The sequence below is a fragment of the Phycisphaerales bacterium genome (assembly GCA_040217175.1).
GTDB lineage: Bacteria > Planctomycetota > Phycisphaerae > Phycisphaerales > UBA1924 > JAHCJI01.
The window spans coordinates 791,445-816,986 of sequence record JAVJNT010000002.1 but is presented as its reverse complement, the minus strand read 5'-3'; the positions used below and the strand labels follow the sequence as shown (position 1 = coordinate 816,986).

Sequence of the window (25,542 nt, the reverse complement as noted above, 5' to 3'; positions counted from 1 at the left end):
CCCATATCGAGCGATTCCCGGCGCGACTTCAGCCCGCCCCGGTCCCCGATTCCCCGACGCCTTCCAGGTGCTCGCTCGCGCGGACGATGTCCCGCCGAAGGTCCTGAGCCTCCTGGGCGGTGAGCGCTTGCCCCCCGAACCGGGCCTGGTACAGCCGATCGACGACGTCCGAGAAGCCCTCGCCCGCCTTGCCCGGCACCCCCTGCACGTGGGCCAGCAGCGGCTTCCAGCCCGGCTTGGGGTGTCCGGCCTTGTCCAGCACCCGCAGCAAGTACTCGCCCACGTCGCGCGTGCCGCCGAGGATGCGTACCCGCGGCCCGCGTCCGCCGCCGATCCCCAGGTTGCGGAAGAAGGACTGCGCCAGGATCGTGATGACCAGAACGCCCGTGAACGCCATCGCACCCGCCAGCACCGCTTGGATGATGCCCGCCGTGCCCGACGCGCGTGCCCGCTCGAGGAACGCCGCGATCGACTCGAGCGCCGCGATTTGCGGCTCGTCGTTGGTTTCCTCCGACCCGAGCACGCGGCGCTGCGAGCCGCGGTCGAAGCTCACGACCGAGTCGACCCAGAAGAACTCGAGCGCATCGACCCACCGCCGCGCCATCGACGCCAGGCTGGTATCGGGCGCGTGCACACGCTCGAGGTCGGCCGGTGGCGTCGGGTCGTGCCGGCGCCACTGTCCCGGTGCGTGCTCGACCTCGACCCACGCATGGGCGTTGCTCTCGCGCACCGTGTACTGCGACGTCGCCTCGTTGTACTCGATCGCGACGTAGCCCGTCACCATCCGCGCGTTGATGCCCACGCTCCGGCACATCGCGACCATCGCCGAGGCGAAGTACTCGCAGTGCCCACGCCGCCCCTCCTCGAGAAACCACTCGATCGGGTCGCCATCGGCCCGCAAGATGTCGAGCGTGTACTCGAAGCCTCCGAGATAGTCGCGGATCGCCCGCGTCGCGCCGGCGATCTCCGTCGGGCTGCGCGGCACGCGATCGGCCACGAGTCCCTCCGCGCTCAGGATCTCTTGCGTCTTGGTGCGGATCTTCTCGCTGTCGAAGTCGACCAGATTGTCCGGATCGATCGCCACCGGAGGTCGGTTGCTCGCTACGCGCGCCCCCGGCAGGCCCGACAGCACCGTGTAGCTCTGGGCCTTTGCAGTATCTTCGAGGCGCAGCGTGCCGTGGTCCCGGTGCAGCACGAACTCGAGCTGCTCGGCAAACTCCCACAGGAACGGCTCCTGGATCGCGAACAGCACCGACCCACGCCCTGGCGGTTCGCGCAGCGAGATCTCCTGGCGGATCACCGCCCTCGAACTCGACGAGCCGGTCGGCAGCGTCAGGTCGGGCGTGGTCCGCATCCGCTGGAATCCCTGCTGCTGGCGACGCTCCCGCGTCCAGCGGCCGCCCTCGTAGCGATCCAGCACCGCCCCCCGCAGGTAATAGACCCGCCCGGCGCCGCCCATGTTGCCGCCGGAGCGATCGGTGACCCGCATGTCGAGCACCTTCTCCTGGCTCTCGGAGATCAGGCCCGGCCGCCCGAGTTCCACGGTGTCGGTGTAGCCCGTGACCGAGCCGCGCTCGCCGCCGAAGTCTCCCAGGAAGCTCGGCGCCAGCCCGCGCGGCACCAGCACGAACACGGCCGCGGCGATCAGCGAGGCCGAGATCGTCAGCATGCCCGTCATCCGGCGCAAGCCGCGCGACATCGCACCGCCTTGGCGCACGCGTCGCCGCGTCACGCCGATGGATTCCTGGTACGACGAGACCCGCTCGTCGGTCGCCACGACCTGCTGTACCAGCGCCGCCCACACAAGCAAGGGGCAGAACACCAGCAGCGTGACGCCCACGCTCAGCTTCAGGCTCGTCAGGATCGCCCCGAAGACGAGGAATACCGACAGCGCCAGCACCTCGGCCGCATCGCGGGCCGTCCGCCGGTCGAAGAGCTTGATGACCAGCAGCGACGCGAGCATCTCGGCGATGCGCTCGACGTTGAACTGGCCGTCGAGCGACGCGAGGCCCAGCCCGAGCGCCACCACGATCAGCAGCACCGCGTTGATGAGCATCCGCGGCACGCGAGGGCCCCAGGGCTGGTTGGCCGCCCACCAGCACAACCATGCGCTGGGCATGCCCAGGATCGCAACCATCAGCGATTCGGCCGCGATGGCATAGATCGCGATGGCCAGCAGGGCCGTCCAGATCAACGCCAGTCGCAGGGATCGTTCGAGGGTCATGGGCGAGTGCAGGGGGCCGCGCGCCGTCGCGGGTCCGCTCTAGGTGGTTCGGTTCGGATCCTTGTGCGGTTCGGCTCGCAGGCGGGGCAGGTCTTCCCCGCTCAGCGTGTGCACGCCACCGGCCGTCGGTCCGCGGGTCAACGTGAGCACCACCGCCCCGAACCGCGCGACCGGCGTTGGGCCTTCGTGCGTGGTTACGTTCGAGAACCCGAACGACCCGAGCCGGCGGAGCAGGCCCGCCCTGCCCGCGGGCGTGGTCACCGCGCCGCTGGACATCCCCACGCTGGGAATGCTCAGCCGCACCGCGATGGCCCTTCGTCCGGCTTCCACGATGAGCGAAGCGGCCAGCACCAGCAGTTGTTCCGCCGGCGGCTCACGGTTGGCCGCCAACTCGGGTTCCAGGTCGAGGTGCAGCACCAGGTGCCGCGGCGCCCGGGCCGAACGCTGCGTGACCACGAGCGTGTCGCTCCGCGCCGAGAGCCGCCAGCTCACGTCGCGTACGCGATCGCCCATGCGATACTCGCGCACGCCGTAGAACTCCTCGCCCGCGCCCGGGCTGGCGATGGCTTCGGAACCGTCATGCGTGGGCTGGAGGATCGTCTCGACGACGTTACTCCGCAGCCGGTGGACGGCCGGCGTCGCCAGCGCGGGCTGGGTCAGGTCGAAGGTCACGCTCTTTCGCGCCACGCCGAAGGGAAACGTCGTACTCACCCGCACGCGCGAGAGCTCGAACGGCCCGCGCTGCTCGACGAGCGCGCTGGTCTCGCAGCGAACCGTCCGACGTGGCGGCACCCGCCCGATGCTCGCCACGGGCTTGCCAACCAGCACGCCGTCCTTCCGCGAAACGCCCTTGGGCGGGAGTTCCTCGACCAGCAGCGCATACGCGGGTATCAGCCGGTTGCGATTCCGAACGCGGTAGCGGATCTGGAACGGCCGCCCGACCTGCGCCTCGGGCACGACCTCACGCTCGACCGCCACCCCCAGCAGCGACGCGCCGCTCACGAAGCCCGAGGCCAGCAGCCCCCCAATCGCGAGCCCAAGCGCCCAGAAGAGCAGGTTGTTCTGGCTGTTGATCGCCCCCAGCAGCACGAACGCCGTCACGATGACGTACGCCACGCCCGGCAGGTGCAGGTGGTAGCGCCGGGTCGGTCGGGCAGGCTTGGCGTTCTGCGTGCTCAGCCGGGCGTCTCCGCGTCGCCGGCGTCGTCGTCGGCTCGAGACGCTCCGGCGTGCTCCACCATCGTGATGTACAGCGAGCGGTAGAAACTCCGAAGCGGCACCTGCCGATCGATGCGGGCGTAGCCGTCGGCTTCCACGATCACCCGCACCGTGCCGCGGGCCATCTGTTCGCCGCTGGTCGGCACGCTGAAGCGTCCCTCTTCGTCGGTCGTCGTATCGACCAGCATGCGCCCGTTGCCGGTGAGCCGAACGCGGACGCGTGCATCGGGTATGCCGACCTGGTCGAGCCGCGCGTCGTCGTCGTCGATCACCGCCACCACACCCAGCCGACCGGGCACCACCACGCCCTCGAGCCTGGGCGTCTGACAACCCGGCAGCAACACGGCGGCGATCGCGAGGGCACTCAGCAAGATCGCGCGGGTTCGGAGGGTCATGGTCGGTCTCCTTCGTGGAGGGCGTGCGTCGCGTCCGTGCGCGCCGTTAGGACTCGTTGGTCTTCATCGCACCGGCCGCCCCGGGAAGGTCCTTCAGGCTCGCCAGCCCGAAGAGCTCGAGGAACTGCGGCGTCGTGCCGTACAGGATGGGCCGGCCGACCTCTTCGGCCCGGCCCTTGATGACGATCAGCTTGCGCTCCAGCAGGCTGCGGAGCACCTCGCCGCACGCCACGCCTCGGATGGCCTCGATCTGGGCCCGCGTGATCGGCTGGCGGTACGCGATGATCGAGAGCGTCTCGATGCTCGCCCGGCTGAGCTTCGTGCTCTGGCGGTTGCGGTCGAACGTTGCCACCACCGAACCGAATTCGGGCGCGACCATCAGGCGATACCCACCCGCCAGCCGCTCGGCCCGCGCCGGCCGGCCGGCGGCCTCGAGCTCGTCATTCAACTGCGTGGCGAGCGCCGCGACGACGTCCTTTGCCGACGCCTCGCCCGCGAAGTCGGCGGCGCCTTCTCGGAGCGAGAGTGCCTCCCAGGCTGCGTCCGCCGGTACGGCCCGCCCGGCCGCGAGGAGGATGGCCTCGAACGCCGCCGCCAATCCCTCAGGGGCGGGCCCGAACTCGGGCGCGGCCTTGGCGTCCTTCGCAGCGGTCTGGGCGTGGTCGGCAGTGGTGCTCACGCCGCGATGCTAGGCGGATGGGGTTTGTGCCTGCCCTTCGGGCGTGCCGACGTCCGGGCCATTCGGTGTTTGCTATCGTCCCACGTCATGGCGACGCCCGACGAAACCCGCGCCACGCTGCCCAGCCACCAGCACGGCTATGACGGGCTGGCCGAGCTGGACGAGGCCACGCTGTACCGCCGGCGCGAGGGCGTGTTCCTGGTGTTGGCCGGATTGTTCCTCGCGTCCCTGGCCATGCTGAACATCCTGGGCATCAGCCGCTTCATCAAGCTGGGCGAGGTCAGCGTCGGCTCGGGCCCCGACCCGCTCACGCTCACCTTCGCCGTCGCGGTGGGCGTGCTGCCCTACCCCATCACCTTCTTGTGCACCGACTTCATCAGCGAGCTCTACGGCCGACGCCGCGCCAATGACGTCGTCTGGATGGGGCTGGTGGTCAACCTGTGGGTCATCGGTGTGCTCTGGTTCGGAGGCGTGCTCCCCGGCTTCGAGGCGGTCGATCCCGAGAAGGGCGAGCTGGCGAGGGACGCCGCCGGGCGCCTGCCGGTCTTCTTCGAGGTCCGCTCGCTGGCGTTCGCGGCCGTGCTTGCATCCATGATCGCCTACCTCGTGGCCCAGCTCGTCGACGTCCAGGTCTTCCACTTCTGGAAGCGGCTGACCAACGGCAAGCACCTGTGGCTACGCAACAACGGCAGCACGCTGGTCAGCCAGCTCGTCGACACCGTCGCGGTCATCCTCATCACCTACTTCATCGCCAACGGGTTACCGGTCGATGAGAGCCGCGCCATCGCCCCGCAATTGCTGCTGTTCGTGGCCACGGGGTACGCTTTCAAGCTGGTGGCGGCGCTGGTGGACACCGTGCCGTTCTATATTGGTTCCAGGTGGCTGGCCCGGTACCTCCGGCTGCCGCCCGCCGATGGCCCGCCATCGCCGCCCGTGGGCGCAGCGGTCGAGGCCGGAGTGGGCTGACGATTCGTGACGAGCCAGTGGCGCTGGCGTGAGGAGATTCGGATGCGTGCAATCGCCGCTAGTGTGCTGGGTCTTTCTGCGTGCGTGCTGGCCCCGCTGGCCATCACACCCAACGCCATCGCGCAGGGAACGCTCGGCGCCAGCGACGTCTCGCCCAACCCCGACGTGCCCTACGAGTACTTCGGCGGGCTGCGGTTCGACCCGGCCATCCCCACGCCCGAGGGCACCCTGGGCTACAAGGTCGGCGAACGCTTCACGCGCCACCACGACCGCGTCGCCTTCTCGAAGGCGCTCGCCGAAGCCAGCGATCGCGTGCGGTTCACCGAGTACGGCCGGTCTCACCAGGACCGCCCGCTCATCACGCTCACGATCTCGAGCCCGGAGAACCTTCAGCGCCTCGACGAGATCCTGGCCGCCAACGCCGAGCTGCGCGAAGCCGACACGCTCAGCGCCGCCCGCCGCGACGAAATCATCGAGAGCAACCCAGCCATCATCTTCTACAGCTTCGGCGTGCACGGCAACGAAGCAAGCTGCGGCGAGATCTCGATGCAGTTTGCCTACACCCTCGCCGCCGCGACCAACGACGAGGTCAGCGACATCCTCGACAACTGCGTGATCGTCATCGATCCGCAGGTGAACCCCGACGGCCAGAGCCGCTACGTTGCGTGGTACGAGAACGCGATGGGCATCGAGCCCGACCCCAACCCCGACGCCTTCGAGCATCAGGAGCCCTGGCCCAGCGGCCGGAGCAACCACTACCTGTTCGACCTCAACCGCGACCTCGTCTGGGGCGTGCATCCCGAGAGTCGGGGCCGTCTGGCCGCCATGCGTCGCTACCTGCCGCAGCTCCACCTGGACTACCACGAGCAGGGCTTCACCAGCCCCTACTTCTTCGGCGAGGGCGACACGCCCTACAACAAGAACATCTCCCAGGAAACCAAGGACTGGATCGCTTTGTACGGCCGCGCCAACGCCGAGGCCTTCGACGAGGGCGGCATCGTCTACGCCACCCGCGAGCGCTTCGACTACCTCTATCCCGGTTACGGCAAGGTGCTGCCGGTCTACCACGGCGCCATCGGCCTCTTGCTCGAGAAGGCCGGCCACGGGCGCGCCGGGCTGGGCATCCGCGTGAGCGACCAGTACATCCTCACGCTGCCCGAGCGCGTACGCGATCACTTCGTGACGGCGATGAACTACGCCGAGGTCACCGCCGAGAACCGCCAGGGCCAACTCGAGCGCTTCGCCAGGTTCTGGGCCGAGGGCGCCGTCGGCGACGGCCCAGGCCCGCGCGCCTTCGCCATCTCGGCGGGCAACGACCCGGCCGTGCTCAAGAAGGTCTGGGACTTCTGCCTCATGCACGGCATCGAGGTCGAGCGGCTGACCGAGGGCCTGACCACCAGCGCCTTCATGACGTACGACACGGGCGAGATCGTCGAAGATCTCGAATTGCCCGAGGGCACCTGGATCATCGACGCCCGCCAGCCCATGTCCGCCCTCGTGCGCACCATGTTCGAGCGCGTCACCGAGGTCGAGAACCCCGACACGTACGACATCACCGCATGGAGCCTGCCGATCAGCTTCGGCGTGCACGCCTGGCTGAGCGATGACTTCCTCGACGCAAGCACCGAGCCCGTGACCCGCTACGCGCCGCCCACGGCTCGCCTTACTGGCAACGGCGGCGTCGCGCTGCTCATCGACTCGAGCCACCACAACTTCCCCGTCGCGGTGGGGCATGCCGTCGAGCACGACATCTTCTGTCGCGTGCTCGGAGATGCCGTCGAGGTCGACGGCAATACCTTCGCCCGCGGCAGCCTGCTGGTACACCTCATCCGCAACCCCGACCGCGACCTCGAGGCCTTCGTGCGCGACGTGCTCGCAAGCGGTGTCAGCGTGCACCGTGCCAGCGAGGGCTTCACCACCAGCGGCCCCATGCTGGGCAACAACGCCAACCCCATCTTGCGGCTGCCCAAGGTGCTGCTGGCCACCGGCCCGGGCACGAGCAGCCTGAGCGCGGGCCAGCACTGGCACATGCTCGACATCACCTTCCCCTTCCCCTACTCGCGCGTCGACACGAGCGACCTCGGCCGCGTCGACCTGAGCGACTACAGCGTCATCGTGCTGCCATCGATGGGCGGGCTCTCGAACAGCGCTGCCGAGAACATCGGCCGCTGGATCCGCGGTGGTGGGGCCGTGGTGGCCAGCGACGGCGCCGCGGGCTGGGCGCTCCGTGAGATCGCCGGCGCCGAGCGAGACGATCGCGACGACGATGACGACGAGGCTAAGGCCAATACCAAGACCTGGGCCGAGCGCGAGGACGCGTCGGTTGCCCGCCGAGTCGCCGGTGCGATGGCGCTGACGCGGCTCGACCGCACCCACCCGCTCACCTCGGGCCTGCGAGACCACCAGAGCTGGATGGGCGTGCTCGTCCGCGGCATGAGCGACCTGCCCATGCGAGACAGTGCCTACGTCGTAGCCCGCTACGACGAGACCAACCCCATCATCTCGGGCCCCGTGAGCCAAGAGAACCAGGACCGCATGGCCGGCGAGCCGTTCATCATCCATCACCGCGTCGGCAGCGGGTCGGTCATCGTCTTCGCCGACGACGTCACCATCCGAGGATTCCACCACGCCGGCATGCGGCTGCTGATGAACGCGATCATCTACGGGCCGACGCTCTCGAGGTTCTGAGCGGCACCCGCATCAACGTCTTCTGATTCGTTGATCGCCCGGTAGATCGCCGTGGTGATCGCGCCCGGGTCTGCATGCACGGTATTGCTCATGACGACCACGCCGTGGCGCAGCTCGGGATAGAACATCATCCGCGTGCGGGCCTTCTCTTGCGATCCGTTGTGGGCGATGCGCAGGTTGCCGTTGGGGCGCGAGACGTTCAGCCCCAGCCCGTAGTTTCGCGACGCACCCTCGCGATCGAGCCGCTCGGTCCACATGTCCTGGCTCGTCGCTTCGCCGACCAGCTCGTGGTTCATGAGCGCCGCGGCGAAGCGTGCCAGGTCGTGCACGTTGGAGATGAACCCGCCCCCGCCGAGCTTCCAGCTCACGTCGGTGTTCGTGCTCCTGAAGACGTGGTCGCCGATCTTGCGATAGCCGACCGCCCGATTGGGGATGTCGACCCACTGGTAGTCGGGCTGCAGCGTCTGAAGCCCCAGCGGCTCGCAGATGCGGCTTTGCACCTGCTCCCAGAACGTCCCCTCGCCCGCCCGCTCGACCACCGCGCTCGCCAGGATGTACGCGTGCGTGCTGTAGTTGTACCGCTCGCCCGGCTCGCTCACCAGCGGCGACAGTGCAAAGCGATCCAGCGCCAGGATCACGCTCTCGTACGGGTTGGCTGAGTCGTACTCCCGAGGCCGGCGGATCACCGGCCCGTTGCTGTAGTGCACGATGCCGCTAAGGTGGCTGAGCAACTGCTCGGTCGTGATCGCCGTGCCCTTGTCCGGAAACGCGAGCACGTGGTCACGCACGTCGGCGCGTAGGTCGAGCTCGCCGCGCTCGACGAGCTGCATCGCCGCCACCGCCGTCACGGGCTTCGAGATCGACGCCCAGCGGAACATCGTGTCCTCGGTGACCGGCACTTCGTTCTCGCGATCCGCCAGCCCGTAGCCCGCGGTGTACGCGATGCGTCCCTCGCGGATGACACCGATGGCGACGCCCACGAGCTCCTGCCGCTCCATCTCGTCGCGGACGGCTTGATCGACCGCCGCATGCCACGCCGGCGCCTCGGCAACGACCGGGGCCTCCTGCGACCACGCGACCGCCGGCGTCGCCAGGCCAACGCCGACAGCGACACAACACCCTGCAAGCAGCTTCAGCATGCGTCGATCCCCCGGTTGCGAATCACGCAAGCCTACCGCCGTCGCCGGCTCTCGGTCGTCATGCGCTCTTCCTCGACCCAGATGATCGGGTTCACCCCGTCGCCGGTGTAGTCGAGCAACTGCATCTGGAAGATGTACGAGACCTGCAAATCGCGGCCGCTCTCGGCCACGTCCTCGTAGATCTTGGTGTTCAAGACGTACGAGCGCTCGGGCAGCCGGCCGCGCGTGACCAGCGTCTCGAAGTCGGCCGGCGTGTAGCCCACCGCCTGGCCGCTGTTGATGAACGTCTGCATGATGATGTTGGTCACGCGGTCGCGGTCGATGTTGATCTGGCTCGAGTTGTTGACGAACCGATTGACGGCGATGGCCGCCCGGTCGCCGTCCTGCGTGATGTAGTTCGAGCGGATCAGGCTCTGGCTCAGTTCCTCGGCCACGCGTTCGATGTCCTGGACGTCCAGGCCGTGCGTGGTCACCTCGGTGCCGCGGGCCTGCTCGCGCGGGCCGAAGGCGTCCGTCCGGCAAGCGGGCAGCGTGGCCATGGCGGCAACGCCCGCCAGCGCGATGAATGTCTTGGTGTACATGGGTCAGTCCTTTCCTCGGAACAGTCTTTACGGGGCGCCGATGATCTCGAGCTCGAAGTCGACCGCCTGGGCGTTGGGCGCCACGGCGGTGATGCGCGTGCGCTCGCCCGACAGCAGCGCACGATCACGGAATCCATCCATGGGCGCGGCGACGGCGAAGCCCTCCGCGTCGAACCACTCGAAGCGGTACCGGATCGCCATCCGCTGCCGCGTCGCGTTGAACAGCTCGGCCTCGATCTTCTTGAAGCCGTTCGGTGCCGTGCCCTCGATCAGCCCGACGAGCTGCACGGCCCTGGCCAGGTCCTTGTCCCAGATCAGCCGGGCGTCCTCGATTTGCTGGGGCTTGCCCTCGCGTTCGGCCTCTTGCGTGGTGTTCACGCGCGGCTGCCACCGCGCGCAGCCCGAGGCCAGCAGCGCACCGACGAGGCACGCCGCGAGCAAGGCTCGGTTCATGGATAGCTTCGTTGTCATGGCATTGGCTCCCTTCCAGGGGTTCACTGCGTCTCCAGCGGCTCGAGCGTCCACGGCTCGGGCTCGAGGTTAATGGTGGTGATCAGCACCGGCGCGCCCGGTCGCACCGAGCGCACGGTGATGAGCGTGATGCCTTTGGGCTCGACCGCGACCGAGTAGCGGCGTCCGCCCACGTCGAGCGACACGCGGCCATCCGATGGCGCATCGAGCCGGACGTACTCGACGTGCTTGGGAGGCGTCGCCCACGTCCGCAGGTCGGCCTCGTTCGTCGATGCCGCCCAGATCGCGCCGCCGAGCATCGCGACAATGCGGATAATCGGGTCCGAGCGCCGCGTGGCTGCATACAGCCCGGCCTGCACGCCCACCTTGAACGCCGCCGCCGCGATCATCCGCGTCTGCAGGCCCGGGAGCTGGGCGGCGAATTCGGCAGCCACGATGCGGTCGACGCTCGCCAGCAACGACGACTCGTGCACGCCCTCGGGCGTGCTGGCCTGCAGCGCGGGCACGTACGTGCCGTCGAACACGATGTACGGCATCGCGATCGGCACGATCTGCACGACGTCGGTGACGAGGAACGTCGGCACCGAGATCTTCGTCTGCTCGCGGCGTGGGGCGAGCCCGGTTTCGAAGAATACGTAGACCAGATCGGGCCGATCGAGGTCGCCCTGCGCCAGCCGATCGGCCAGGTCGAGGTCCCGCTTCACGTACGGGTTGTCGGGGGCCATGCCGGCGACGCGGCGGAGCAGGTTGCGCGCCACGTCGTAGTCGCTCGCGCTCTCGGCCACGCCCATCAGGTACACGGCCCGAAGCATGTCGACGTAGGGGTTGGCAAACTCGGCGTAGGCCTCGTACTGCGAGAGATCGCCGTACTTCTCGCGCGTCGCCTCGTCCAGGCGCGCATCGGCGGCGACGCGGTCGAACGAGCCGAAGCGGCTGCGGGCGGCGGCCTGCTCTTCGCGCACGCGTTCGGCCCGGTTGCGATTCTCGACGATGGCGTACGTCTGCCAGCGATCCGCGCGCACGAAGTGCTGCCGCGCGTCCTCGACGTCGCCCATGGCCATCGCGTTGAGCGCCCGGTACGCCGCGACGAACTGGCGGTCGTAGAAGAATCCCTCGTAGGCGATGCGGTCGGGCGTACGCGCCAGGACCGAGAGCCGCTCGCCCGCGCTGATGCCCGGTCGCTCGTCGAGCTCGGCCATCCGAGCCTCGGCCATCGCGAACGCGCGGTCGCTCTCTTCGAACCGGCCGACCATGCGTGCCATGGAGCCGTGCTCGATGTGGGCGATCACGGTCTGGGGCGTCCCGCCGTCGTGCCGCCGGGCGTAGGAGCGGATGTCGTCGGCCGCTCCCGTGAAGTCGCCCTGCCGGAAAGTCTGCTGGATCGGCCGGAGCCCGCTCGCGCAGCCGGCCAGCAGGCACGCAAGGCACAGGCAGTGGGCGATCGGGATGGTTCGGTTCGGGGCAGGCATCGGGATTTGCTAGTAATCACTATACTCGGATTCGCAGGCGCCGGTTTACGAGCGCAGAACGAGCCACGCGAGCGCAGCCACCCCGAGCACGCCCGCCCGCAGGTCGATCGCCCTCCGCAGCGTGGGGGCGACCACGAGGGCGGCGGCCGTCAGTGGCATCCCGTATGCAAAGGCCCTTCCCGAGCCGGTTCCGAGAACCCCCCACAGCAGGGCCGCGACGCCGTGGAGGGCCAGGCCGATGCAGGTCGCCCATCGCCGGCCCGCGAGCACCGAGACCGTGCGCGTGCCGAAGGTCGCGTCGGCGGGCGTGTCGTCGATGTCGCTGAGCATCGCGTCGGCCGCAACCAGCAGGGCGACCATCGCCAGCGAGACCCAGAGCCCGGCCCGCTCGGGCAGCACCGCCCACAGCACGCACCCCACGAGCGTGGCGTACGCCAGCCCGGTCAGCGCGTTCTTGAAGATCAGCACGTCCTTGGGCCGGGTGCGTCGGCTCTCGCTCGTTCGCGCGCCATAGATCAGGACCGACGCGGCGCCGATGGGCACGAGCACGACGAGCCACGGCTCGATGACGAGCGCGAGCACGCACGCGCTCGCCCCCGACGCCATCGCCGCGGCGTTCAGCCAGCGACGCCGACGCACCACCCACGCGTCGCGCGCGGCGTCGGCCATGCGGTCGGCCGGGTCGTGCCACCGAGCCAGCGGCTTGGCTCGGTCGAGCAGGTGCGCCATCCATGCGATGCACGTGACCAGGGCGATGCCAAGAACCTGCGTCCCCGTGCCTGCGGCGCCCACCATCGCCAGCGTGCCCGCCGACACCCCGGCCGCGTACGCCGCCGACGGCACGCACGCGTAGTCCAGCCGGGCCAGCGTCGACGGAGCGGCACGCTCGATGCCTCAGCCCTCCGGCTCGGTCATGCTCCGGGCGTCCAGTAGCTTGTCGAGTTCGTCCTGGGGCAGCACGTTCTTCTCGGTGGCGATCTGCCGCACGGTCTTGCCGGAAGCGAAGGCCTCCTTGGCGATGGCGGCGGCCTGGTCGTAGCCGATGACGGGCGCCAGGCTCGTGCACATCGCCAGGCTGCCCTCGATCAGGGCCGCGCACCGCTCTTCATCCGGCTCGAGGCCCTCGACGAGCTTCTCGCGGAACACGTCGCTGCCGTTGGCCAGCAGTTCGACCGAATCGAGCACGTTGGCGGCCATCATCGGCATCGCGACGTTGAGGTCCAGCAGGCTGCCGACGCCGCCTAGCCCGCCCAAGGCGACCGCCGCGTCGTTGCCCACCACCTGGCAGCACACCATCACGACCGCTTCGCAGATCACCGGATTGACCTTGCCGGGCATGATGCTCGAGCCCGGCTGCACGGCCGGCAGCTTCAGCTCGCCGATGCCGCAGCGCGGCCCGCTGCCGAGCCAGCGCACGTCGTTGGCGATCTTGCTCATGCTGACCGCGATGGTGCGCAGGTGGCCGGACGTCTCGACGAACGCGTCCTTGGCGTGCTGGGCCTCGAAGTGGTTCTCGGCTTCGCGGAAGTCGCAGCCGGTCGCCTTGCTCAGTTCCTTGGCGACGAGCGAGCCGAAGCGTGCGTGGGTATTGATGCCCGTGCCGACGGCCGTGCCGCCCAGTGGCAGCTCGGCCAGCGTCTCGAGGGCGCGCTCGAGCCGGGTGATGCCCTGGCGCACCTGCCGCGCATAGCCGCTGAACTCCTGGCCCAGTCGGATGGGCGTGGCGTCCTGCAGGTGCGTGCGGCCGATCTTGACGACGCCGTCCCAGGCCTTGGCCTTGGCCTCGAGCGCGCTTGCAAGGCGGTCGAGCGCGGGCAGCAGGTCATCCTTGATCGCGACCGCGGCGGCCACGTGCATGGCGGTGGGGAAGGTGTCGTTGGACGACTGCCCGTAGTTGGCGTGGTCGTTGGGGTGCACGCCGCCGGCGTCGAGGTAGGCCTGGTCCTTCGAGCTGCCGATGGGCGCGCCGCGCTCCAGGCACACGAGGTTGGCGATCACCTCGTTGGCGTTCATGTTGGTGCTGGTGCCGCTGCCGGTCTGGAAGACGTCGACGGGGAAGTGTCGCTCGAGCCCGCCGTGGTCCTTCAGCCCGCCGACGATGGCCTCGCACGCGCGCTCGATGGCGGTGGAGCGGTCCTGATCGACCAGGCCGAGCTCCGCGTTAGCGCGCGCACAGGCGGCCTTGAGCATGCCGTAGGCCCGGACGATCGGCATCGGCACGGGTCGGCCGCTGATCGGGAAGTTGAGCACGGCCCGCTGCGTGCTGGCGCCGTAGAGCACGTCGCCCGGCACCTCCATCGTGCCCATGGAGTCCTTCTCGGTGCGGGTCTTCGAAGCGGTCAGCGTGCTCGATGCGGTCATGGGGTCTCCTGGCAGGGCTGCGGGACGGGGTGGCCTAATTCCGGGCTGCGTTCGCATCGTATGGGCGACCCGCGGACCCGGGTGCCACGGCGGCGCTCCCCGCAACCCGGGCTCGGCCCGTCCGTACAGTGTTCGGACCCGCGGCTCGACACGCCGTCACGCCCAAACGCCCGTCACCAAGGGGGCCCCTTCCCATGTTCGCATCGTTCTCATCGATCCGCTTCGTCGCCGCGGTTGCCGGCATGACCGTCGCCAGCAGCGTGCTGGCCCAGGGCGTGCTCCGCCAGGGCGAGAGCCGCGACTGGACGATCCGCTTCCGCGTCAACATCCGCGCGTGGCAAGACTTTGGCAGCGTCGAGCAGCAGCGCGGCGCCTCGCGCGACACCTGGGCGTTCGACCAGGCGACCGTGGTCGTGCCCGTGCTCGAGCGGACGAGCCTGCACCGCGTGCACGAGAACCGCGTCGACATGAAGGTCCGCGTCGACGACCGAGACGCGACCCCCGCGAGCACCGACCCGTTCGTCCGCCTGAACAACAAGCACGCCGGCTCGCGCTACCTGGGCTTCGCCATCGCCGAGGGCACGGCCCGCGACATCTCGGTGGTCACCGAAATCGGCATCACCTCGTACGACGTGACGGTGAACGACGAGCGCGCCATCGCGGTCGAGTGGCCGGTTGGCGACTGGCCCGAAGATGCGCTCAGCGCCCTCGACCCCCAGGTCGGCATCGAGCTGGGTTTGGACGGCGAGGAATACCGCGGCCTCGACCGCGTCTCGGGGTCGATCGACAACCTCATCGAGCGCCTGGGCACGAGCCCGAGGAACGTGCCGCCCTATCTCGTCGCGAAGTACCTGACCGGCGCGGTGTGGGCCCACATCCGCTCGCGGACGGGCAACGGCTTGAACACGGCGCGTACCGGCGAGATCGAGGGCCTGGAGGTCCACGGCGTGCCCACCACGTTCGTCCGCCGCCGCGGCAACCAGTTCGATACGTGCGCGGTGCTCGTGTACGCGATGCGGCGGGCCGGGCTGCCGGCGCGCATGGTCATCGGCATCATCGCCGATGCACGGGCCGACGACGAAGACGTGCTCACGCAGCGCAACGACCGCGAGGGCGAGATCATCTCGTGGGTCGAGTTCGCGCTGGTCGAGAACGGGCGGACGACGTGGATCCCCGTCGACTTCAACGGCATGATGCGCTCGTCCAGCCGCGCGCCCGACATCTCCGACGTCGAGGTGCTGCGCAAGCCCTGGGACGGCTTCGGCACCATCGACGACACGCGTTACTGGGCGCCCTTCGCCCACCACGTGCACCCGCCGGTGACGGTCAAGGCCTACGGCAGCCCGGGCTTCTGGGGCATCTTCGCCGAGCCGGCCGAGCCCAGCCGGGCCGAGCAGATGATCATGTTCGACGTGACGAGCACGCCCAAGACGGCCGAGTCCCGCCGCGAGACGCGCGAGCAGGGCGGCGGCGGCGACACGCCCCGACGCCGCCGTCGCTAGGGCCCGGTTGATGTTTGGAGCACGGCGTACGCTCGCGGCATGGAGTTCACGCCCGAGGACCTGGCCGCGAGCGACCGTTACAAGCTGCTGATCGGCCTGATCGTGCCGAGGCCGATCGCCTTCGTCTCGACGGTGTCGGTCGATGGCAAGCCGAACCTCGCGCCCTTCAGCTTCTTCTGCGGCGTGGGCAGCGAGCCCATGATGCTCGCGTTCTGCCCGGCGAGCGATGGTGCGGGCAAGGACAAGGACACGCTCAAGAATTGCCTGCCGGAGCGCGACGGCGGCACGGGCGAGTTCGTCGTCAACGTCGTCACCGAAGCCATTGCCCGCCAGATGGCCGCGTGCGCCGAGCCCTTGCCGCACGGCGAGAGCGAGTTCGAGCTGTCGGGCCTGACGCCGATCGCCAGCAGCGTCGTCAAGCCGCCCAGGGTCGCCGAGTGCCCGGCGGCATTCGAGTGCGTCACGCGACAGGTCGTGCGCACGAACCCGGGCGTTCCCTCCTCTGGCAACCTCGTGCTGGGCGAGGTCGTCCGCGTGCACGCGACCGACGGGCTCGTCAACGAGCGGCACCACGCCGACCCGGCGAGGCTCGCCGCGTTCGGACGCATGGGCGGGCCGGGTTATTGCACGACGCGGGACCGGTTCGAGCTGCCGTGGGGCAAGAAGGCGCTCGAGTAGCGTGCGTCAGTGATTCCGGAGCGCCTCGATCAGCTCGTCCTTGGTCATGTCGCTGCGCCCGTCGATGCCGATCTCGCGGGCCCGCTCCAGCAGCTCGTCCTTGGTGCGGTCCTCGTACTTCTCGGCCTTGCCGCCCTTCTCGCCGGGGTTGTCGGCGTTGGCGATGCGGGCGGCCTTCTCCTTGCTCATCCCCTCGTCGCGCAGGGCCTCATACTTCTCGTCGTCCTTGATGCTCGGGCCGTGGTCCTTGCTGGCTGCCATGGTCGGGCCTCCCTTTTCGCTCGGCGTGCTCCAGTGTGATCAAGGAAGGTCTATGCGTTCGGCCGCGGCCATCGATCGCACCGCGACCAACCCCGGGTGAACCACGCGTCAGCCGGGGTCGTCCCCATCGCCCTGCGGCCACGGCTCCCACAGCCCGTGCTCGATGCCGCCCAGGATGTAGATCGCGATGCTGCCTCGGCCGGGCAGCGGCATGCGCTCGATGGCGATCTCGGCCCCCGCGTTGCGCGCCGCCGCGACGGCCGCGTCGAGGTCGTCGACCAGCAGGTACGGCCGCACGACCGGCGCTTCGTCGGGGCGCAGCGGCCCGCGGACGGCGATGCTCCCGCCGCCGGCCATCGGCGAGAGCCGCGCCCCGCCCAGCTCGGCGACGGGCTCGCCGAACTCGACGCCGCGGATCTCGGCCAACACGTCGCAGGTCGCGTCGACCTGCGGCGTCACGATCTCGAGGTACTCCACGCGCGGGGCGTCGGTCGCCGTGTGCGTCGCCGTGCAGGCGGCCAGCAGGGCCAGCGTCGCGAGCATGATCGTCAGCGTGCGGCGGGTGCGGGTCGGGTGCATGGTTCTGCTCCTTCCTGTGTCCTCGCCGGGCATGCTAGCGGCCGGGCCCGGCGCGGCGCACGGGCCGTGCGCGCACGAAGGCACCGCCGCGGGCCGGAGAACGCACGGCCCGCCGCGGTGGCTCGGGGCGAAGAAAACAACCTCGGCTTACGCGGCCTCGGTCGAGATGACCTCGGCCGAGTTGCCCGCGCCGAAGCTGACCAGGAACACGGCCGGGTTGCCGCGGCCGGTGCGCCGGCTGCGGCTACGTGCTGTCGAGGCTGGATCGATGCCCGGAGTGCGGCGAGTTCGCGGCCTCGTGCCACGCTTACCAGCCCTTTCGCGCCCCCAACTCGCGGCGGATGGCGGCGGCCATGGCCAGCACGCCGGGGCGGATGAGCGTGCGGTCGTCCAGCATCCTCCCCGGGGCGACCATCTCGACGATCCGCTCGTCGACGGGCTCGAGGCCCACGCCCTGGCAGCGGACCCGGAGGCTCGTATCGCGGCCGGGGCGGCCCAGGTCGATGCGCAGCTCCCCGTTCGCCTCGGCGAACTCGTACGCGTCGAGCGTGAAGATGCCGCCGACCTCGGGGCGCGGCCGGTCGATGGCGAACGAGCGGACCTTGAGGAACCGCACGAAGTAGTAGCGCTCGACGGCGTCGACGGCCTCGACCAGCAGTGCGACCTCGCCATCGTCGCGCGATAGGTCGATGTCCACCACCGTCGCGTCGGCGAAGACGTCATCGAAGAGCTGGCGGTCGTGGGGCTTCATGGCGGGGCCTCGGTGGCGGGAGCGTACGCGCGGGCGTGGCTCGCGCGGTGCTACGCCTCGTCGGTGCGCGCGGGTGCCCAGCTCTGAAGCAGTGCGAGCGCCTGATCGAGCCGCATGATCGGCGGGGTCTCGCGACCAAGGCGGACCTCCGCGAGGCGGTACAGATACGAGCAGCCCCGTCTAATTGGGTCTTCCGGGTGGTAGTTGGTCCGGAATCCGTGCACCGATGGGTTGTTTATGTTGATCGACCGGCGGGTGTCGAGGTCCCAACGCAGGGCTGGCTCCTTGCGGATGAGCGTCTCACAGCAGAAGATGCCCAGGTCGGCCCCGATGGATCCGGCCCGCTTGGTCAATTCGAATAACCGGCCTTCTGTGTCGATCGAAACACGGAGCATCGGATCCTGGCGATCGAGCGCCGTTTGCTCGTCTGAGTGCCAGCGAATCCTTGCCTGGGTCTGGCACCATGGGTGCAACTCGCGCAGCGAACGCTTGGTGTACGACAACTCCAGCCCGGTGTCGGCGTGCACCAGCTCGCGCAGCATCTCGATGCGCTTGTCCTTCACGGACATGAAGAAGTCGAAGTGCTCGCGCGCCTCCGCCTTGGTCATGGCGTAGCGCTCGTCGACGTCGGGCCAGTCTTGCACTGTGTACGCGGGCATGCGGGCTCCGGGGCGATCCATTCTATAAACGACGTGGCATCGTTGGCCGTGTGCTCACGCCCGCGGCCCGGACGATCTCGCGGCGTTCCCGCCTTCGAGCCCTTGGCGACCTCCGCGTTCAATGCTCCCGCTCCGCCCGGCCAGCCGCAACCCGATGCAGCCGCGCGGGTACGAGCGCGGCCGGACGCTCCCGCCCCCGCGACCGTGGAGGAACGCATGTCGATTCGTTCGTTGATCCGCCCCATCACCCGTCGCCCCATGCTCGCCATCGCCATGCTCCTCGGTGCGCTCGGCCTCGCCCTGCTGCCCGCCTGCGCCTCTCCGCCCGTGCAGCGGGGTTCGCCCGACTGGACCCCCGACATTCCGCCCCTGGGCGTCGGCGACCCCGCCCCCGCGTTCGAGGTCGACCACTGGATCCGCGAGCCGCACGCGATGCCGTTCGATGGCGAGTCGATCTACGTCGTCGAGTTCTGGGCGACGTGGTGCGGCTCGTGCATCGCCGGCTTCCCCGAGCTGGCCGAGCTGCAGGCCGAGCACGCCGACGAGGGCGTGGTCGTCATCGCGGCGACGAACGCCGACGATTGGGGCTGCACGCTCGAGTCGGCGACGGCCATGGCGATGGACCCAGAGCGCCGCATGGAGTTCGGCGTCGCGTTCCTGGACGACAAGCGGCTGTACGACGCGTGGGCCGGGGCGGCCGGGCACCGCGGCATCCCCACGGCCCTGGTCGTCGACCGCTCGGGCCGGCTGGTGTACGTGGGCTACGAGCGGCCCGCGCACGAGGTCGTCGAGGAATTGCTCGCCGGCACGTTCGACATGCAAGCGGCCATCGAGAGGCACGAGAAGGTCATGATCACGTCGGCCACCATCGAGCGCTACGAGGCGCTGCTCGAGGCCGGCGACCCCGGCGCGAGCGCCTTTGCGTGGGCCGCGCTCGAGGGACCGACCGGCGAGGTCTCCAGCGGCCCGATGGCCATCGCCGAGCTCGCGCTCGACTTTACGCCCGACGGGATGGAGCCCAACCTCGAACTCGCGCTCGCCGCCGCACGCCGCGGGTATGCGCTGCGCACCGACGAGACCGACCTGTGGTACGACGGCACGCTGGCCGAGGCCGAGTTCCGAGCGGGAAACGTCGGGCGGGCGATCGAGGTCATCGAGCTGGCCCTCCGCCAGGAAGACGCCGACGGCGCCTGGGCCCTGCGGGAGAAGCTCGCCGCGTATCGCCGGGCCGCGGCACGCGAGGGGTGATGGCGGGGCGTGCGAGCGGCCCGCCGGCCCTACGCTGCCAGCGTCCACGCCCGCACCCGCACGGAGGCACTCCTTATGAAGATCCACGAGTACCAGGCCCGCGACATCCTCAGCCAGGCGGGCGTGCCCGTGCCGCCGGCGGTCGTGATCGAGGACGCGAGCCGGGCCGCGGCCGTGTTCGACGAGGTCACCAAGGGCATGACGGGCGTCAAGCTCGCCGTCGTGAAGGCCCAGGTGCACGCCGGCGGGCGGGGAAAGGCGGGGTTCGTCAAGCTCGTCAAGACCGCCGAGGCGGCGACCGAAGCGGCCGAGTTCATGCTCTCCAATAAGATGGTCAGCGTGCAGACCGGGCCCGAGGGGCTCGAGGTCACCAAATTGCTCATGGCGGCGGGCGTCGACATCGCCCACGAGTACTACATGGCCATCACCACCGACCGCAAGACGCGGCGGCACGTGCTGATCGCGAGTAGCGAGGGCGGCGTCGAGATCGAGAAGGTCGCCGAGGAGAACCCCGACGCCATCGTGCGGGAGCGGCTGCACCCGCTGCTGGGGCTGCAGCCCTACCAGGCCCGCAAGGTCGCGTTCGCGCTGGGCTTCAAGGGCAAGCTGGTGGGCCAGGCCGTCAAGACGATGATGGCGCTGTCGAAGACCTTCCTCGAGAAGGACTGCTCGATCGCCGAGATCAACCCCCTCATCGTCACCAAGCCAACGAGCGAGCACCCCGACGGCGAGCTGCTGGCCATCGACGCCAAGTTCAACTTCGACGACAACGCGCTCTTCCGCCACAAGGACCTGCAGGCCATGTTCGACCCCGCCGAGGAGAACCAGAGCGAGCTGCGCGCGCAGGAAGCCGGCCTGAGCTACATCGCGCTGGACGGCAACATCGGCTGCCTGGTGAACGGCGCGGGGTTGGCGATGGCGACCATGGACACGATCGCGCTCGAGGGCGGCACGCCGGCGAACTTCCTGGACGTGGGCGGCAGCGCCTCGGAGGAGGCCGTGACCGAGGCGTTCCGGATCATCCTCGAGGACGACGCCGTGAAGGGCGTGCTCGTCAACATCTTCGGCGGCATCATGGACTGCGCCGTGATTGCGCAGGGCATCGTCAACGCCGCGACCGAGATCGGCTTCGAGGTGCCCTTAGTCGTCCGGCTCGAGGGCACGAACGTCGACGCGGGCCGCAAGATCCTCGAGGAAGCCAGCGGCAAGCTCACGACGCTGCAGGCCGCCAGCGACCTGGGCGACGCCGCCAAGAAGGTCGCCGCAGCGGTGGCCTAGCCATGTTCGAGGTCAAGAAAGACGTCGCGCCCGAGGTCCGCAAGCGCCTGAAGCTGGCGCTCGAGGCCGCACACGCGGCCGGCGAGGTCACGCTGGGCTACTTCCAGGGCGACCAGCTCGGCACGCGGCGGAAGGAAGACGGCAGCCCGGTCACCAGGGCCGATACCGAGGCCGAGCAGACGCTTCGCACGGCGATCGCCGAGGCCTTCCCGCGCGACGACATCGTGGGCGAGGAGTTCGGCCAGACGCTGGGCAAGGCCGGCGGCCGCAGCACCGGCGGCGACGCCTTCCGCTGGGTGCTCGACCCCATCGACGGCACCGTCAGCTTCGTGCACGGCGTGCCGCTGTACGGCGTGCTCGTTGGCGTCTTCCAGGGCGAGTCGCCCGTGGCCGGCGTGGTGCACATGCCGGCGCTGGGCGAGACGGTGTACGCCGCGCTCGACGGCGGCGCCTGGTGGGTGCCCGGGCCCAAGCAGAAGCCGCGGCCGGCGCGCGTCAGCGATACCGATCGATTGCGCGACGCCATGGTGGTGACGACGGGCCTGGAGTACTTCGCGCAGATCGGCGCCGAGAAGCTCTACGCCGGGCTCTCGACGAGCTGCGGGCGCATCCGCGGCTGGAGCGACTGCTACGCCCACGTGCTCTTGGCGACCGGCCGCTGCGATGCGGTGGTCGAGCCGAGCATCAAGGTCTGGGACATCGCGCCGCTGCCGTCGATCCTGGGCGAGCTCGGCGGGGTCGTCAGCGACTGGCACGGCGAGCACCACCTCGATAGCGGCCACGCCATCGCGAGCAACGGCCACGTGCACGGGGAGCTGCTCTCGGTCGTGCGCGGGGCCGTGCCGCGGACCGACCGCGACGAGGCGATCTAGGATCCACCCGTCATGGCAACCAAGGCCGAACACCCCGAACCTGGAACGCCCGAGTCCGAGCTCGAGCGGCGGCGGAAGCTTGCCGGCTGGCAGATCGGGCTGCTGATCGTCTCGGTGCTGGTGATGTTCGCGGGCGTCGCCCTGGGCATTACCGGCACGCTCTCGGGCGATGCTGCCCAGGGCGAGCAGGAGCTCCGGCAGGCCGAGGCGGCCCAGGGAGACGGGCGCGAGGTGCCGGCATCCGGATTCGTGGGCGGTCCGGGCGACGTGACGCTGCCCTTCCCGGTGCCGGGCGTGCCGGGTAGCACGCCACCGACCGAGGGCGGCAGCGATCGCGAGCCTGGCTCGACCGTGCCGGCAGAACAAGCGTCCGAGCCGCCGGCCGACCCGTGGTCGCCGGCGATCTTCCGCATGGGCTTCGGCTTCTTTGTGGGCTTTGCGATGGCCTACGCGTTCCGCGCATTCGCGAAGTTCGCCGTCGTTTCGCTGGGCGTGTTCTTCCTGCTGCTGTTCGGCCTGCAATATGCCGGCCTGATCGAGGTGCAGTGGGGCGCGATGGCCGATCGCTACGACGGCCTCAAGAGCTGGCTCGGCGCGCAATTCGAGGGCTTTACGGCATTCGTGACGGGCGCTCTGCCGTCGGCCGGCGCGGCGCTGGCGGGCCTGGGGCTGGGCTTCCTCCGCAAGTAGCGTCGGCGAGCCGGCGTCACGCTATGGTTGACGCCAGCCCCGGAGGAAGACGATGGCCGCCGACGAAAACCACCCAGAGCCCGTGATCATCGCCCAGTACGCCACCGAGATCCAGGCGACATTCGCGGCCAACATGCTCCGCGAGGCGGGCATTCGCTGCGAGATGGTGGGCGGGGCTAGCTCGGGCTTCAAGGCCGAGAGCCCGGGCCACGTACGGCTGCTGGTTTCCGCGAACGATGCGAACAAGGCGCGCGTGCTGCTCGAAGAGTTCGATGCCCAGAAGTCGTCCGACGCCGACGAAGGCTGACCAGTCCGAGGCGGATCGAATTGAGAACGAGAGGACCGCTGCCGATGACCACCCGCTCGCGCGTTGCCGCCGTGCTGTTCTGCATGCCCCTCGTGGCGACGCTGCCGGGTTGCCTCGCGTACGAGGTGCGCAACGAGCTCCGCCGCGCCAACGAGTCGCTCGAAGAGATCGAACTGCGGCTCAGCTCGCTCAACGACAGCCTCCTGAAGATCGAGCGCACCAATACGCTGCTGTCGGACCTGGACATCACGCTCCAGAGCCTCGAGGCGACCAATTCATCGCTGGCCGCCATCGAGCAGCACCTGTCCGTGATCCGCGAGAACGGCGACGGCATGCAATCGGACGAGCCGTCGACCTCGCAGCAGGGCGAGCTACGGGACGAGCCACCCGTCGCATCGGGCGACGATCCCGGCTGAGGCTCAGCCGCCCGGGATGCGAACGGTGTCGAACTCGCGCCGGCTGGCGAGCTGGGCGGGCAGTTCCAGCATCCGCCGGCCGCGCCGCACGCTCAGGACCACGGTGTCGCCCGGCAGGTAGCGACCGATGACGCGGTAGAGCTCGTTGATGTCGCGCGTGCCTTGGCCGTTGACGGCAACCAGGACGTCGCGCGGTCGCAGGCCGGCTTTTCGTCCGGGCGAGTTGCGTGCGATACGCAGCACCGCCAGCCCCTCGCCGCGCTCGCCGTCGACGTCGATGCCCAGCGTGGCGGTCGGCGGGTGGTTCTGCTCGGGCGCGACGGGCAGGCGTTCGATCCAGCGGCGGAAGCTGAGCTCGATCTGGTCGATCTCGGCGCCGAACGTGCGCTCCAGCGCCTGGATGCCCGTGCGATCGCGGTCCCAGGTGTCGACGTAGTTGTCGTAGAACGCCTCGAGCTTACCGTCGGCAACGAGGTAGAGCATGACGGTGCGCGCGTGCCCGTAGTGCAGCAATTGCGACGTACCGACGAAGAGGTGGTCGGGGGTCTGGGCGAGCTGCTCGAGGGTCTTCAGTCCGTTGCCGCGGTGGGCCTTGCGGACGAGGTTGCTGCGCCACGACGGCGCGAACGCCGGCGTGCCATCGGGGTTGACGTCGACGTCTTCGACGAGCGAGGCCATGCCCTCCATGATCCACGACGCGTGTCGTTGGCCCAGCAGGCTCTGGCTGCGGTAGTGCAGCGCGTGGAAGACCTCGTGCCGCAGCGTGGCGCCCAGGTCCTTGCAGACGAGTTCCTTGCGGTCATGGTCGTAGGTGCCGGCGATCTGCCGCGTGGCGCCCCGGGCCGCCGCGCCGTGCCGCCGGGCGGCCCATCGAGCAAAGTCGCCGTCGGTCGGAATCACGACGCTGACCCACGGCACCGATGCGTCTTCGGCCTCGGATAGATTCTCGAACAGGTGGGCCACGGCCCACCGGCTGACCAGATCGAGTTCTTCGCGCGCCATCGCGAAGCTCTGCTGGGGGAGGCCAACGGCGAATCGCAGGCGGAGGAAGGCGTCCTCTTCCGTCGCGTAGTTGCCACCAAACCGCTTCGTCAGCGCGTCGAAGCGTGCCTGGGCGAGGGCTTCCATCCGCTGCGGCCATGCCTCGATGATCGCCCGGAACCGTTCGGTCTCGCGGATGGACTCCAGGTCGGGGTCGTGCCGCAGGTGGGCCAGGTCGTCGAAGCCCAGCTCGAGCGCGCGGTCGAGGGCGTCGAGCGATTCGTCGCTGCGGCCGAGCTGTGCGAGGGCGCTGGCGATGTTGTACGGCGGCACGAACGACTCGGGATCGCGACGTGCCATCTCTTCGAAGAGTGGCAGCGCACCGGCGTAGTCGCCATCGGTCGCGAGCGCATATGCCTCGGTCTCGAGCTGCGCATCGGACATCGGTCGCACGCGACCGTCCTGCGCGACAGCAGCGATGCACGCGACCAGGAGCACGGAGAGCGTCAGTGGCATTTTCATCGCGTCGCCTCCTTGGCGGCTTCGTCGCGGGCCAGCAGCATCGTCAAAGCCTCGGGATAAGCCCGACACTCCGCCTCGAACACGCGGGCGGCGAGCGTGGCGACCGTGTCGCCGGGCAGCACGGGGCATCTCGCTTGAAGCACGATGGGGCCGCTGTCGTACTCGGCGTCGCACAGGTGCACGGTGCAGCCGCTCTCGGCCTCGCCCGCCTCGAGCACGGCCCGGTGCACGCGGTCGCCGTACATGCCCGGCCCGCCGAACTTGGGCAGCAGGGCGGGATGGATGTTCACGATGCGTCCTTCGAGCGAGGCGGGGATCTCGAGGCGCTGCAGGTAGCCGCATAGGACGATCCACGACGCGTCGTGCTCGCGCGCGATTGCCTCGAGTTCGGCGGCGGGGATCATGCCGCGCACGATCCGCGTCGGCAGGCCGCGCGCCTCGGCCCGCTGCACGCCCGGGCACGGCCGCGAGGCGAGAGCGCCCGAGATGCGGGCGCGCAAACGTCCCGCCTCGATCTCGTCGAGCAGGTTCATGAGAGTCCGGCCGCCGCCGCTCAGCATCGCCAGCAGCCGGGGTGGCTCGGGTTGGTCGCCCATGGGCGTCACTC

At 69.6% G+C, this 25,542-nt stretch carries 26 protein-coding genes; 10 read left to right on the top strand and 16 right to left on the bottom strand.

Annotation, left to right across the window (positions count from 1 at the left end):
* Positions 1-28 precede the first annotated feature (28 nt).
* Genes RIA68_10635 through scpB form a run of 4 tightly spaced genes read right to left on the bottom strand, consistent with a single transcriptional unit; the run spans position 29 to position 4,516 of the window.
* On the bottom strand, positions 29-2,224 hold the full coding sequence (locus RIA68_10635) for a DUF3488 and transglutaminase-like domain-containing protein (protein ID MEQ8317900.1): 2,196 nt from the start codon (positions 2,222-2,224) through the stop codon (positions 29-31).
* A 39-nt stretch (positions 2,225-2,263) separates the two neighbouring features.
* On the bottom strand, positions 2,264-3,340 hold the full coding sequence (locus RIA68_10630; GenBank protein ID MEQ8317899.1) for a DUF58 domain-containing protein: 1,077 nt from the start codon (positions 3,338-3,340) through the stop codon (positions 2,264-2,266).
* A 59-nt stretch (positions 3,341-3,399) separates the two neighbouring features.
* Positions 3,400-3,837, bottom strand: coding sequence for a carboxypeptidase-like regulatory domain-containing protein (locus RIA68_10625; protein ID MEQ8317898.1), 438 nt, complete (start codon positions 3,835-3,837; stop codon positions 3,400-3,402).
* 46 nt (positions 3,838-3,883) lie between these two features.
* Positions 3,884-4,516, bottom strand: coding sequence for an SMC-Scp complex subunit ScpB (gene scpB / locus RIA68_10620; protein MEQ8317897.1), 633 nt, complete (start codon positions 4,514-4,516; stop codon positions 3,884-3,886).
* Between the two features lie 87 nt (positions 4,517-4,603).
* Between scpB and RIA68_10615 the strand changes: the two genes are divergently transcribed.
* Positions 4,604-5,482: a queuosine precursor transporter gene (locus RIA68_10615; protein MEQ8317896.1), complete on the top strand. Its 879-nt coding sequence runs from the start codon at positions 4,604-4,606 to the stop codon at positions 5,480-5,482.
* Between the two features lie 42 nt (positions 5,483-5,524).
* Positions 5,525-8,170, top strand: coding sequence for a M14 family metallopeptidase (locus RIA68_10610; protein ID MEQ8317895.1), 2,646 nt, complete (start codon positions 5,525-5,527; stop codon positions 8,168-8,170).
* On the opposite strand, the gene RIA68_10605 is transcribed toward RIA68_10610, so the two are convergent.
* Genes RIA68_10605 through RIA68_10580 form a run of 6 tightly spaced genes read right to left on the bottom strand, consistent with a single transcriptional unit; the run spans position 8,143 to position 14,191 of the window.
* Positions 8,143-9,309, bottom strand: coding sequence for a serine hydrolase domain-containing protein (locus tag RIA68_10605; GenBank protein ID MEQ8317894.1), 1,167 nt, complete (start codon positions 9,307-9,309; stop codon positions 8,143-8,145). The genes RIA68_10610 and RIA68_10605 overlap by 28 nt on opposite strands.
* Before the next feature lie 32 nt (positions 9,310-9,341).
* Positions 9,342-9,890, bottom strand: coding sequence for a hypothetical protein (locus RIA68_10600; protein MEQ8317893.1), 549 nt, complete (start codon positions 9,888-9,890; stop codon positions 9,342-9,344).
* A 27-nt stretch (positions 9,891-9,917) separates the two neighbouring features.
* Positions 9,918-10,361 carry a YcfL family protein gene (locus tag RIA68_10595; GenBank protein MEQ8317892.1) on the bottom strand — a complete coding sequence of 148 codons (444 nt, stop codon included), beginning with the start codon at positions 10,359-10,361 and terminating at the stop codon, positions 9,918-9,920.
* Positions 10,362-10,384: 23 nt separating this feature from the next.
* Complete coding sequence (locus RIA68_10590; GenBank protein MEQ8317891.1) at positions 10,385-11,830, bottom strand: hypothetical protein; 1,446 nt, start codon at positions 11,828-11,830, stop codon at positions 10,385-10,387.
* Between the two features lie 45 nt (positions 11,831-11,875).
* The gene (locus tag RIA68_10585) at positions 11,876-12,673 is read right to left on the bottom strand and encodes a UbiA family prenyltransferase (GenBank protein MEQ8317890.1); all 798 of its coding nucleotides are present in this window, start codon (positions 12,671-12,673) and stop codon (positions 11,876-11,878) included.
* 51 nt (positions 12,674-12,724) lie between these two features.
* A complete protein-coding gene (locus RIA68_10580) occupies positions 12,725-14,191 on the bottom strand; it encodes a class II fumarate hydratase (protein MEQ8317889.1) in 1,467 nt (488 codons plus the stop codon).
* A gap of 194 nt (positions 14,192-14,385) precedes the next feature.
* On the opposite strand from RIA68_10580, the gene RIA68_10575 reads away from it, so the two are divergent.
* Together RIA68_10575 and RIA68_10570 are read left to right on the top strand one after the other, a co-directional pair.
* Positions 14,386-15,693, top strand: coding sequence for a transglutaminase domain-containing protein (locus RIA68_10575; GenBank protein MEQ8317888.1), 1,308 nt, complete (start codon positions 14,386-14,388; stop codon positions 15,691-15,693).
* Between the two features lie 39 nt (positions 15,694-15,732).
* Positions 15,733-16,371, top strand: a complete 639-nt coding sequence (locus RIA68_10570; protein MEQ8317887.1) for a flavin reductase family protein — start codon at positions 15,733-15,735, stop codon at positions 16,369-16,371.
* Positions 16,372-16,377: 6 nt separating this feature from the next.
* Here the strand turns inward: RIA68_10570 and RIA68_10565 are convergent, their stop codons facing one another.
* From RIA68_10565 to RIA68_10550, 4 genes are all read right to left on the bottom strand, one after another.
* Entirely contained in the window at positions 16,378-16,632 is a 255-nt protein-coding gene (locus RIA68_10565; GenBank protein ID MEQ8317886.1) for a Rho termination factor, read from the bottom strand.
* Positions 16,633-16,740: 108 nt separating this feature from the next.
* Complete coding sequence (locus tag RIA68_10560) at positions 16,741-17,211, bottom strand: hypothetical protein (GenBank protein MEQ8317885.1); 471 nt, start codon at positions 17,209-17,211, stop codon at positions 16,741-16,743.
* A 307-nt stretch (positions 17,212-17,518) separates the two neighbouring features.
* Positions 17,519-17,962, bottom strand: a complete 444-nt coding sequence (locus tag RIA68_10555) for a hypothetical protein (protein MEQ8317884.1) — start codon at positions 17,960-17,962, stop codon at positions 17,519-17,521.
* 50 nt (positions 17,963-18,012) lie between these two features.
* A complete protein-coding gene (locus RIA68_10550) occupies positions 18,013-18,621 on the bottom strand; it encodes a hypothetical protein (protein ID MEQ8317883.1) in 609 nt (202 codons plus the stop codon).
* Between the two features lie 216 nt (positions 18,622-18,837).
* Between RIA68_10550 and RIA68_10545 the strand changes: the two genes are divergently transcribed.
* The 6 genes from RIA68_10545 (at position 18,838) to RIA68_10520 (ending at position 23,432) form a co-directional block, all read left to right on the top strand.
* Positions 18,838-19,869 carry a TlpA disulfide reductase family protein gene (locus RIA68_10545; GenBank protein ID MEQ8317882.1) on the top strand — a complete coding sequence of 344 codons (1,032 nt, stop codon included), beginning with the start codon at positions 18,838-18,840 and terminating at the stop codon, positions 19,867-19,869.
* A 75-nt stretch (positions 19,870-19,944) separates the two neighbouring features.
* A complete protein-coding gene (gene sucC, locus RIA68_10540; GenBank protein ID MEQ8317881.1) occupies positions 19,945-21,147 on the top strand; it encodes an ADP-forming succinate--CoA ligase subunit beta in 1,203 nt (400 codons plus the stop codon).
* A gap of 2 nt (positions 21,148-21,149) precedes the next feature.
* A complete protein-coding gene (locus tag RIA68_10535) occupies positions 21,150-22,019 on the top strand; it encodes an inositol monophosphatase family protein (GenBank protein MEQ8317880.1) in 870 nt (289 codons plus the stop codon).
* Between the two features lie 12 nt (positions 22,020-22,031).
* Entirely contained in the window at positions 22,032-22,709 is a 678-nt protein-coding gene (locus tag RIA68_10530; protein ID MEQ8317879.1) for an FUN14 domain-containing protein, read from the top strand.
* Between the two features lie 52 nt (positions 22,710-22,761).
* Complete coding sequence (locus RIA68_10525) at positions 22,762-23,016, top strand: DUF2007 domain-containing protein (GenBank protein ID MEQ8317878.1); 255 nt, start codon at positions 22,762-22,764, stop codon at positions 23,014-23,016.
* 44 nt (positions 23,017-23,060) lie between these two features.
* Positions 23,061-23,432 (top strand): hypothetical protein, encoded by a 372-nt coding sequence (locus RIA68_10520; GenBank protein ID MEQ8317877.1) that lies wholly within the window; start codon positions 23,061-23,063, stop codon positions 23,430-23,432.
* Between the two features lie 3 nt (positions 23,433-23,435).
* Here the strand turns inward: RIA68_10520 and RIA68_10515 are convergent, their stop codons facing one another.
* The gene (locus tag RIA68_10515) at positions 23,436-24,935 is read right to left on the bottom strand and encodes a PDZ domain-containing protein (protein MEQ8317876.1); all 1,500 of its coding nucleotides are present in this window, start codon (positions 24,933-24,935) and stop codon (positions 23,436-23,438) included.
* Positions 24,932-25,531, bottom strand: a complete 600-nt coding sequence (locus tag RIA68_10510; GenBank protein MEQ8317875.1) for a phosphoribosylglycinamide formyltransferase — start codon at positions 25,529-25,531, stop codon at positions 24,932-24,934. The genes RIA68_10515 and RIA68_10510 overlap by 4 nt, the downstream gene beginning before the upstream one ends.
* Positions 25,532-25,542 lie beyond the last annotated feature (11 nt).

Excerpts from the sequence above, each read along its gene's own strand:
- RIA68_10635 (MEQ8317900.1), bottom strand. The coding sequence starts at position 2,224 with ATGACCCTCGAACGATCCCTGCGACTGGCGTTGATCTGGACGGCCCTG.
- RIA68_10625 (MEQ8317898.1), bottom strand. The coding sequence starts at position 3,837 with ATGACCCTCCGAACCCGCGCGATCTTGCTGAGTGCCCTCGCGATCGCC.
- RIA68_10615 (MEQ8317896.1), top strand. The coding sequence starts at position 4,604 with ATGGCGACGCCCGACGAAACCCGCGCCACGCTGCCCAGCCACCAGCAC.
- RIA68_10610 (MEQ8317895.1), top strand. The coding sequence starts at position 5,525 with ATGCGTGCAATCGCCGCTAGTGTGCTGGGTCTTTCTGCGTGCGTGCTG.
- RIA68_10605 (MEQ8317894.1), bottom strand. The coding sequence starts at position 9,309 with ATGCTGAAGCTGCTTGCAGGGTGTTGTGTCGCTGTCGGCGTTGGCCTG.
- RIA68_10600 (MEQ8317893.1), bottom strand. The coding sequence starts at position 9,890 with ATGTACACCAAGACATTCATCGCGCTGGCGGGCGTTGCCGCCATGGCC.
- RIA68_10595 (MEQ8317892.1), bottom strand. The coding sequence starts at position 10,361 with ATGACAACGAAGCTATCCATGAACCGAGCCTTGCTCGCGGCGTGCCTC.
- RIA68_10590 (MEQ8317891.1), bottom strand. The coding sequence starts at position 11,830 with ATGCCTGCCCCGAACCGAACCATCCCGATCGCCCACTGCCTGTGCCTT.
- RIA68_10580 (MEQ8317889.1), bottom strand. The coding sequence starts at position 14,191 with ATGACCGCATCGAGCACGCTGACCGCTTCGAAGACCCGCACCGAGAAG.
- RIA68_10575 (MEQ8317888.1), top strand. The coding sequence starts at position 14,386 with ATGTTCGCATCGTTCTCATCGATCCGCTTCGTCGCCGCGGTTGCCGGC.
- RIA68_10570 (MEQ8317887.1), top strand. The coding sequence starts at position 15,733 with ATGGAGTTCACGCCCGAGGACCTGGCCGCGAGCGACCGTTACAAGCTG.
- RIA68_10565 (MEQ8317886.1), bottom strand. The coding sequence starts at position 16,632 with ATGGCAGCCAGCAAGGACCACGGCCCGAGCATCAAGGACGACGAGAAG.
- RIA68_10560 (MEQ8317885.1), bottom strand. The coding sequence starts at position 17,211 with ATGCACCCGACCCGCACCCGCCGCACGCTGACGATCATGCTCGCGACG.
- RIA68_10555 (MEQ8317884.1), bottom strand. The coding sequence starts at position 17,962 with ATGAAGCCCCACGACCGCCAGCTCTTCGATGACGTCTTCGCCGACGCG.
- RIA68_10550 (MEQ8317883.1), bottom strand. The coding sequence starts at position 18,621 with ATGCCCGCGTACACAGTGCAAGACTGGCCCGACGTCGACGAGCGCTAC.
- RIA68_10545 (MEQ8317882.1), top strand. The coding sequence starts at position 18,838 with ATGTCGATTCGTTCGTTGATCCGCCCCATCACCCGTCGCCCCATGCTC.
- sucC (MEQ8317881.1), top strand. The coding sequence starts at position 19,945 with ATGAAGATCCACGAGTACCAGGCCCGCGACATCCTCAGCCAGGCGGGC.
- RIA68_10535 (MEQ8317880.1), top strand. The coding sequence starts at position 21,150 with ATGTTCGAGGTCAAGAAAGACGTCGCGCCCGAGGTCCGCAAGCGCCTG.
- RIA68_10530 (MEQ8317879.1), top strand. The coding sequence starts at position 22,032 with ATGGCAACCAAGGCCGAACACCCCGAACCTGGAACGCCCGAGTCCGAG.
- RIA68_10525 (MEQ8317878.1), top strand. The coding sequence starts at position 22,762 with ATGGCCGCCGACGAAAACCACCCAGAGCCCGTGATCATCGCCCAGTAC.
- RIA68_10520 (MEQ8317877.1), top strand. The coding sequence starts at position 23,061 with ATGACCACCCGCTCGCGCGTTGCCGCCGTGCTGTTCTGCATGCCCCTC.
- RIA68_10515 (MEQ8317876.1), bottom strand. The coding sequence starts at position 24,935 with ATGAAAATGCCACTGACGCTCTCCGTGCTCCTGGTCGCGTGCATCGCT.
- RIA68_10510 (MEQ8317875.1), bottom strand. The coding sequence starts at position 25,531 with ATGGGCGACCAACCCGAGCCACCCCGGCTGCTGGCGATGCTGAGCGGC.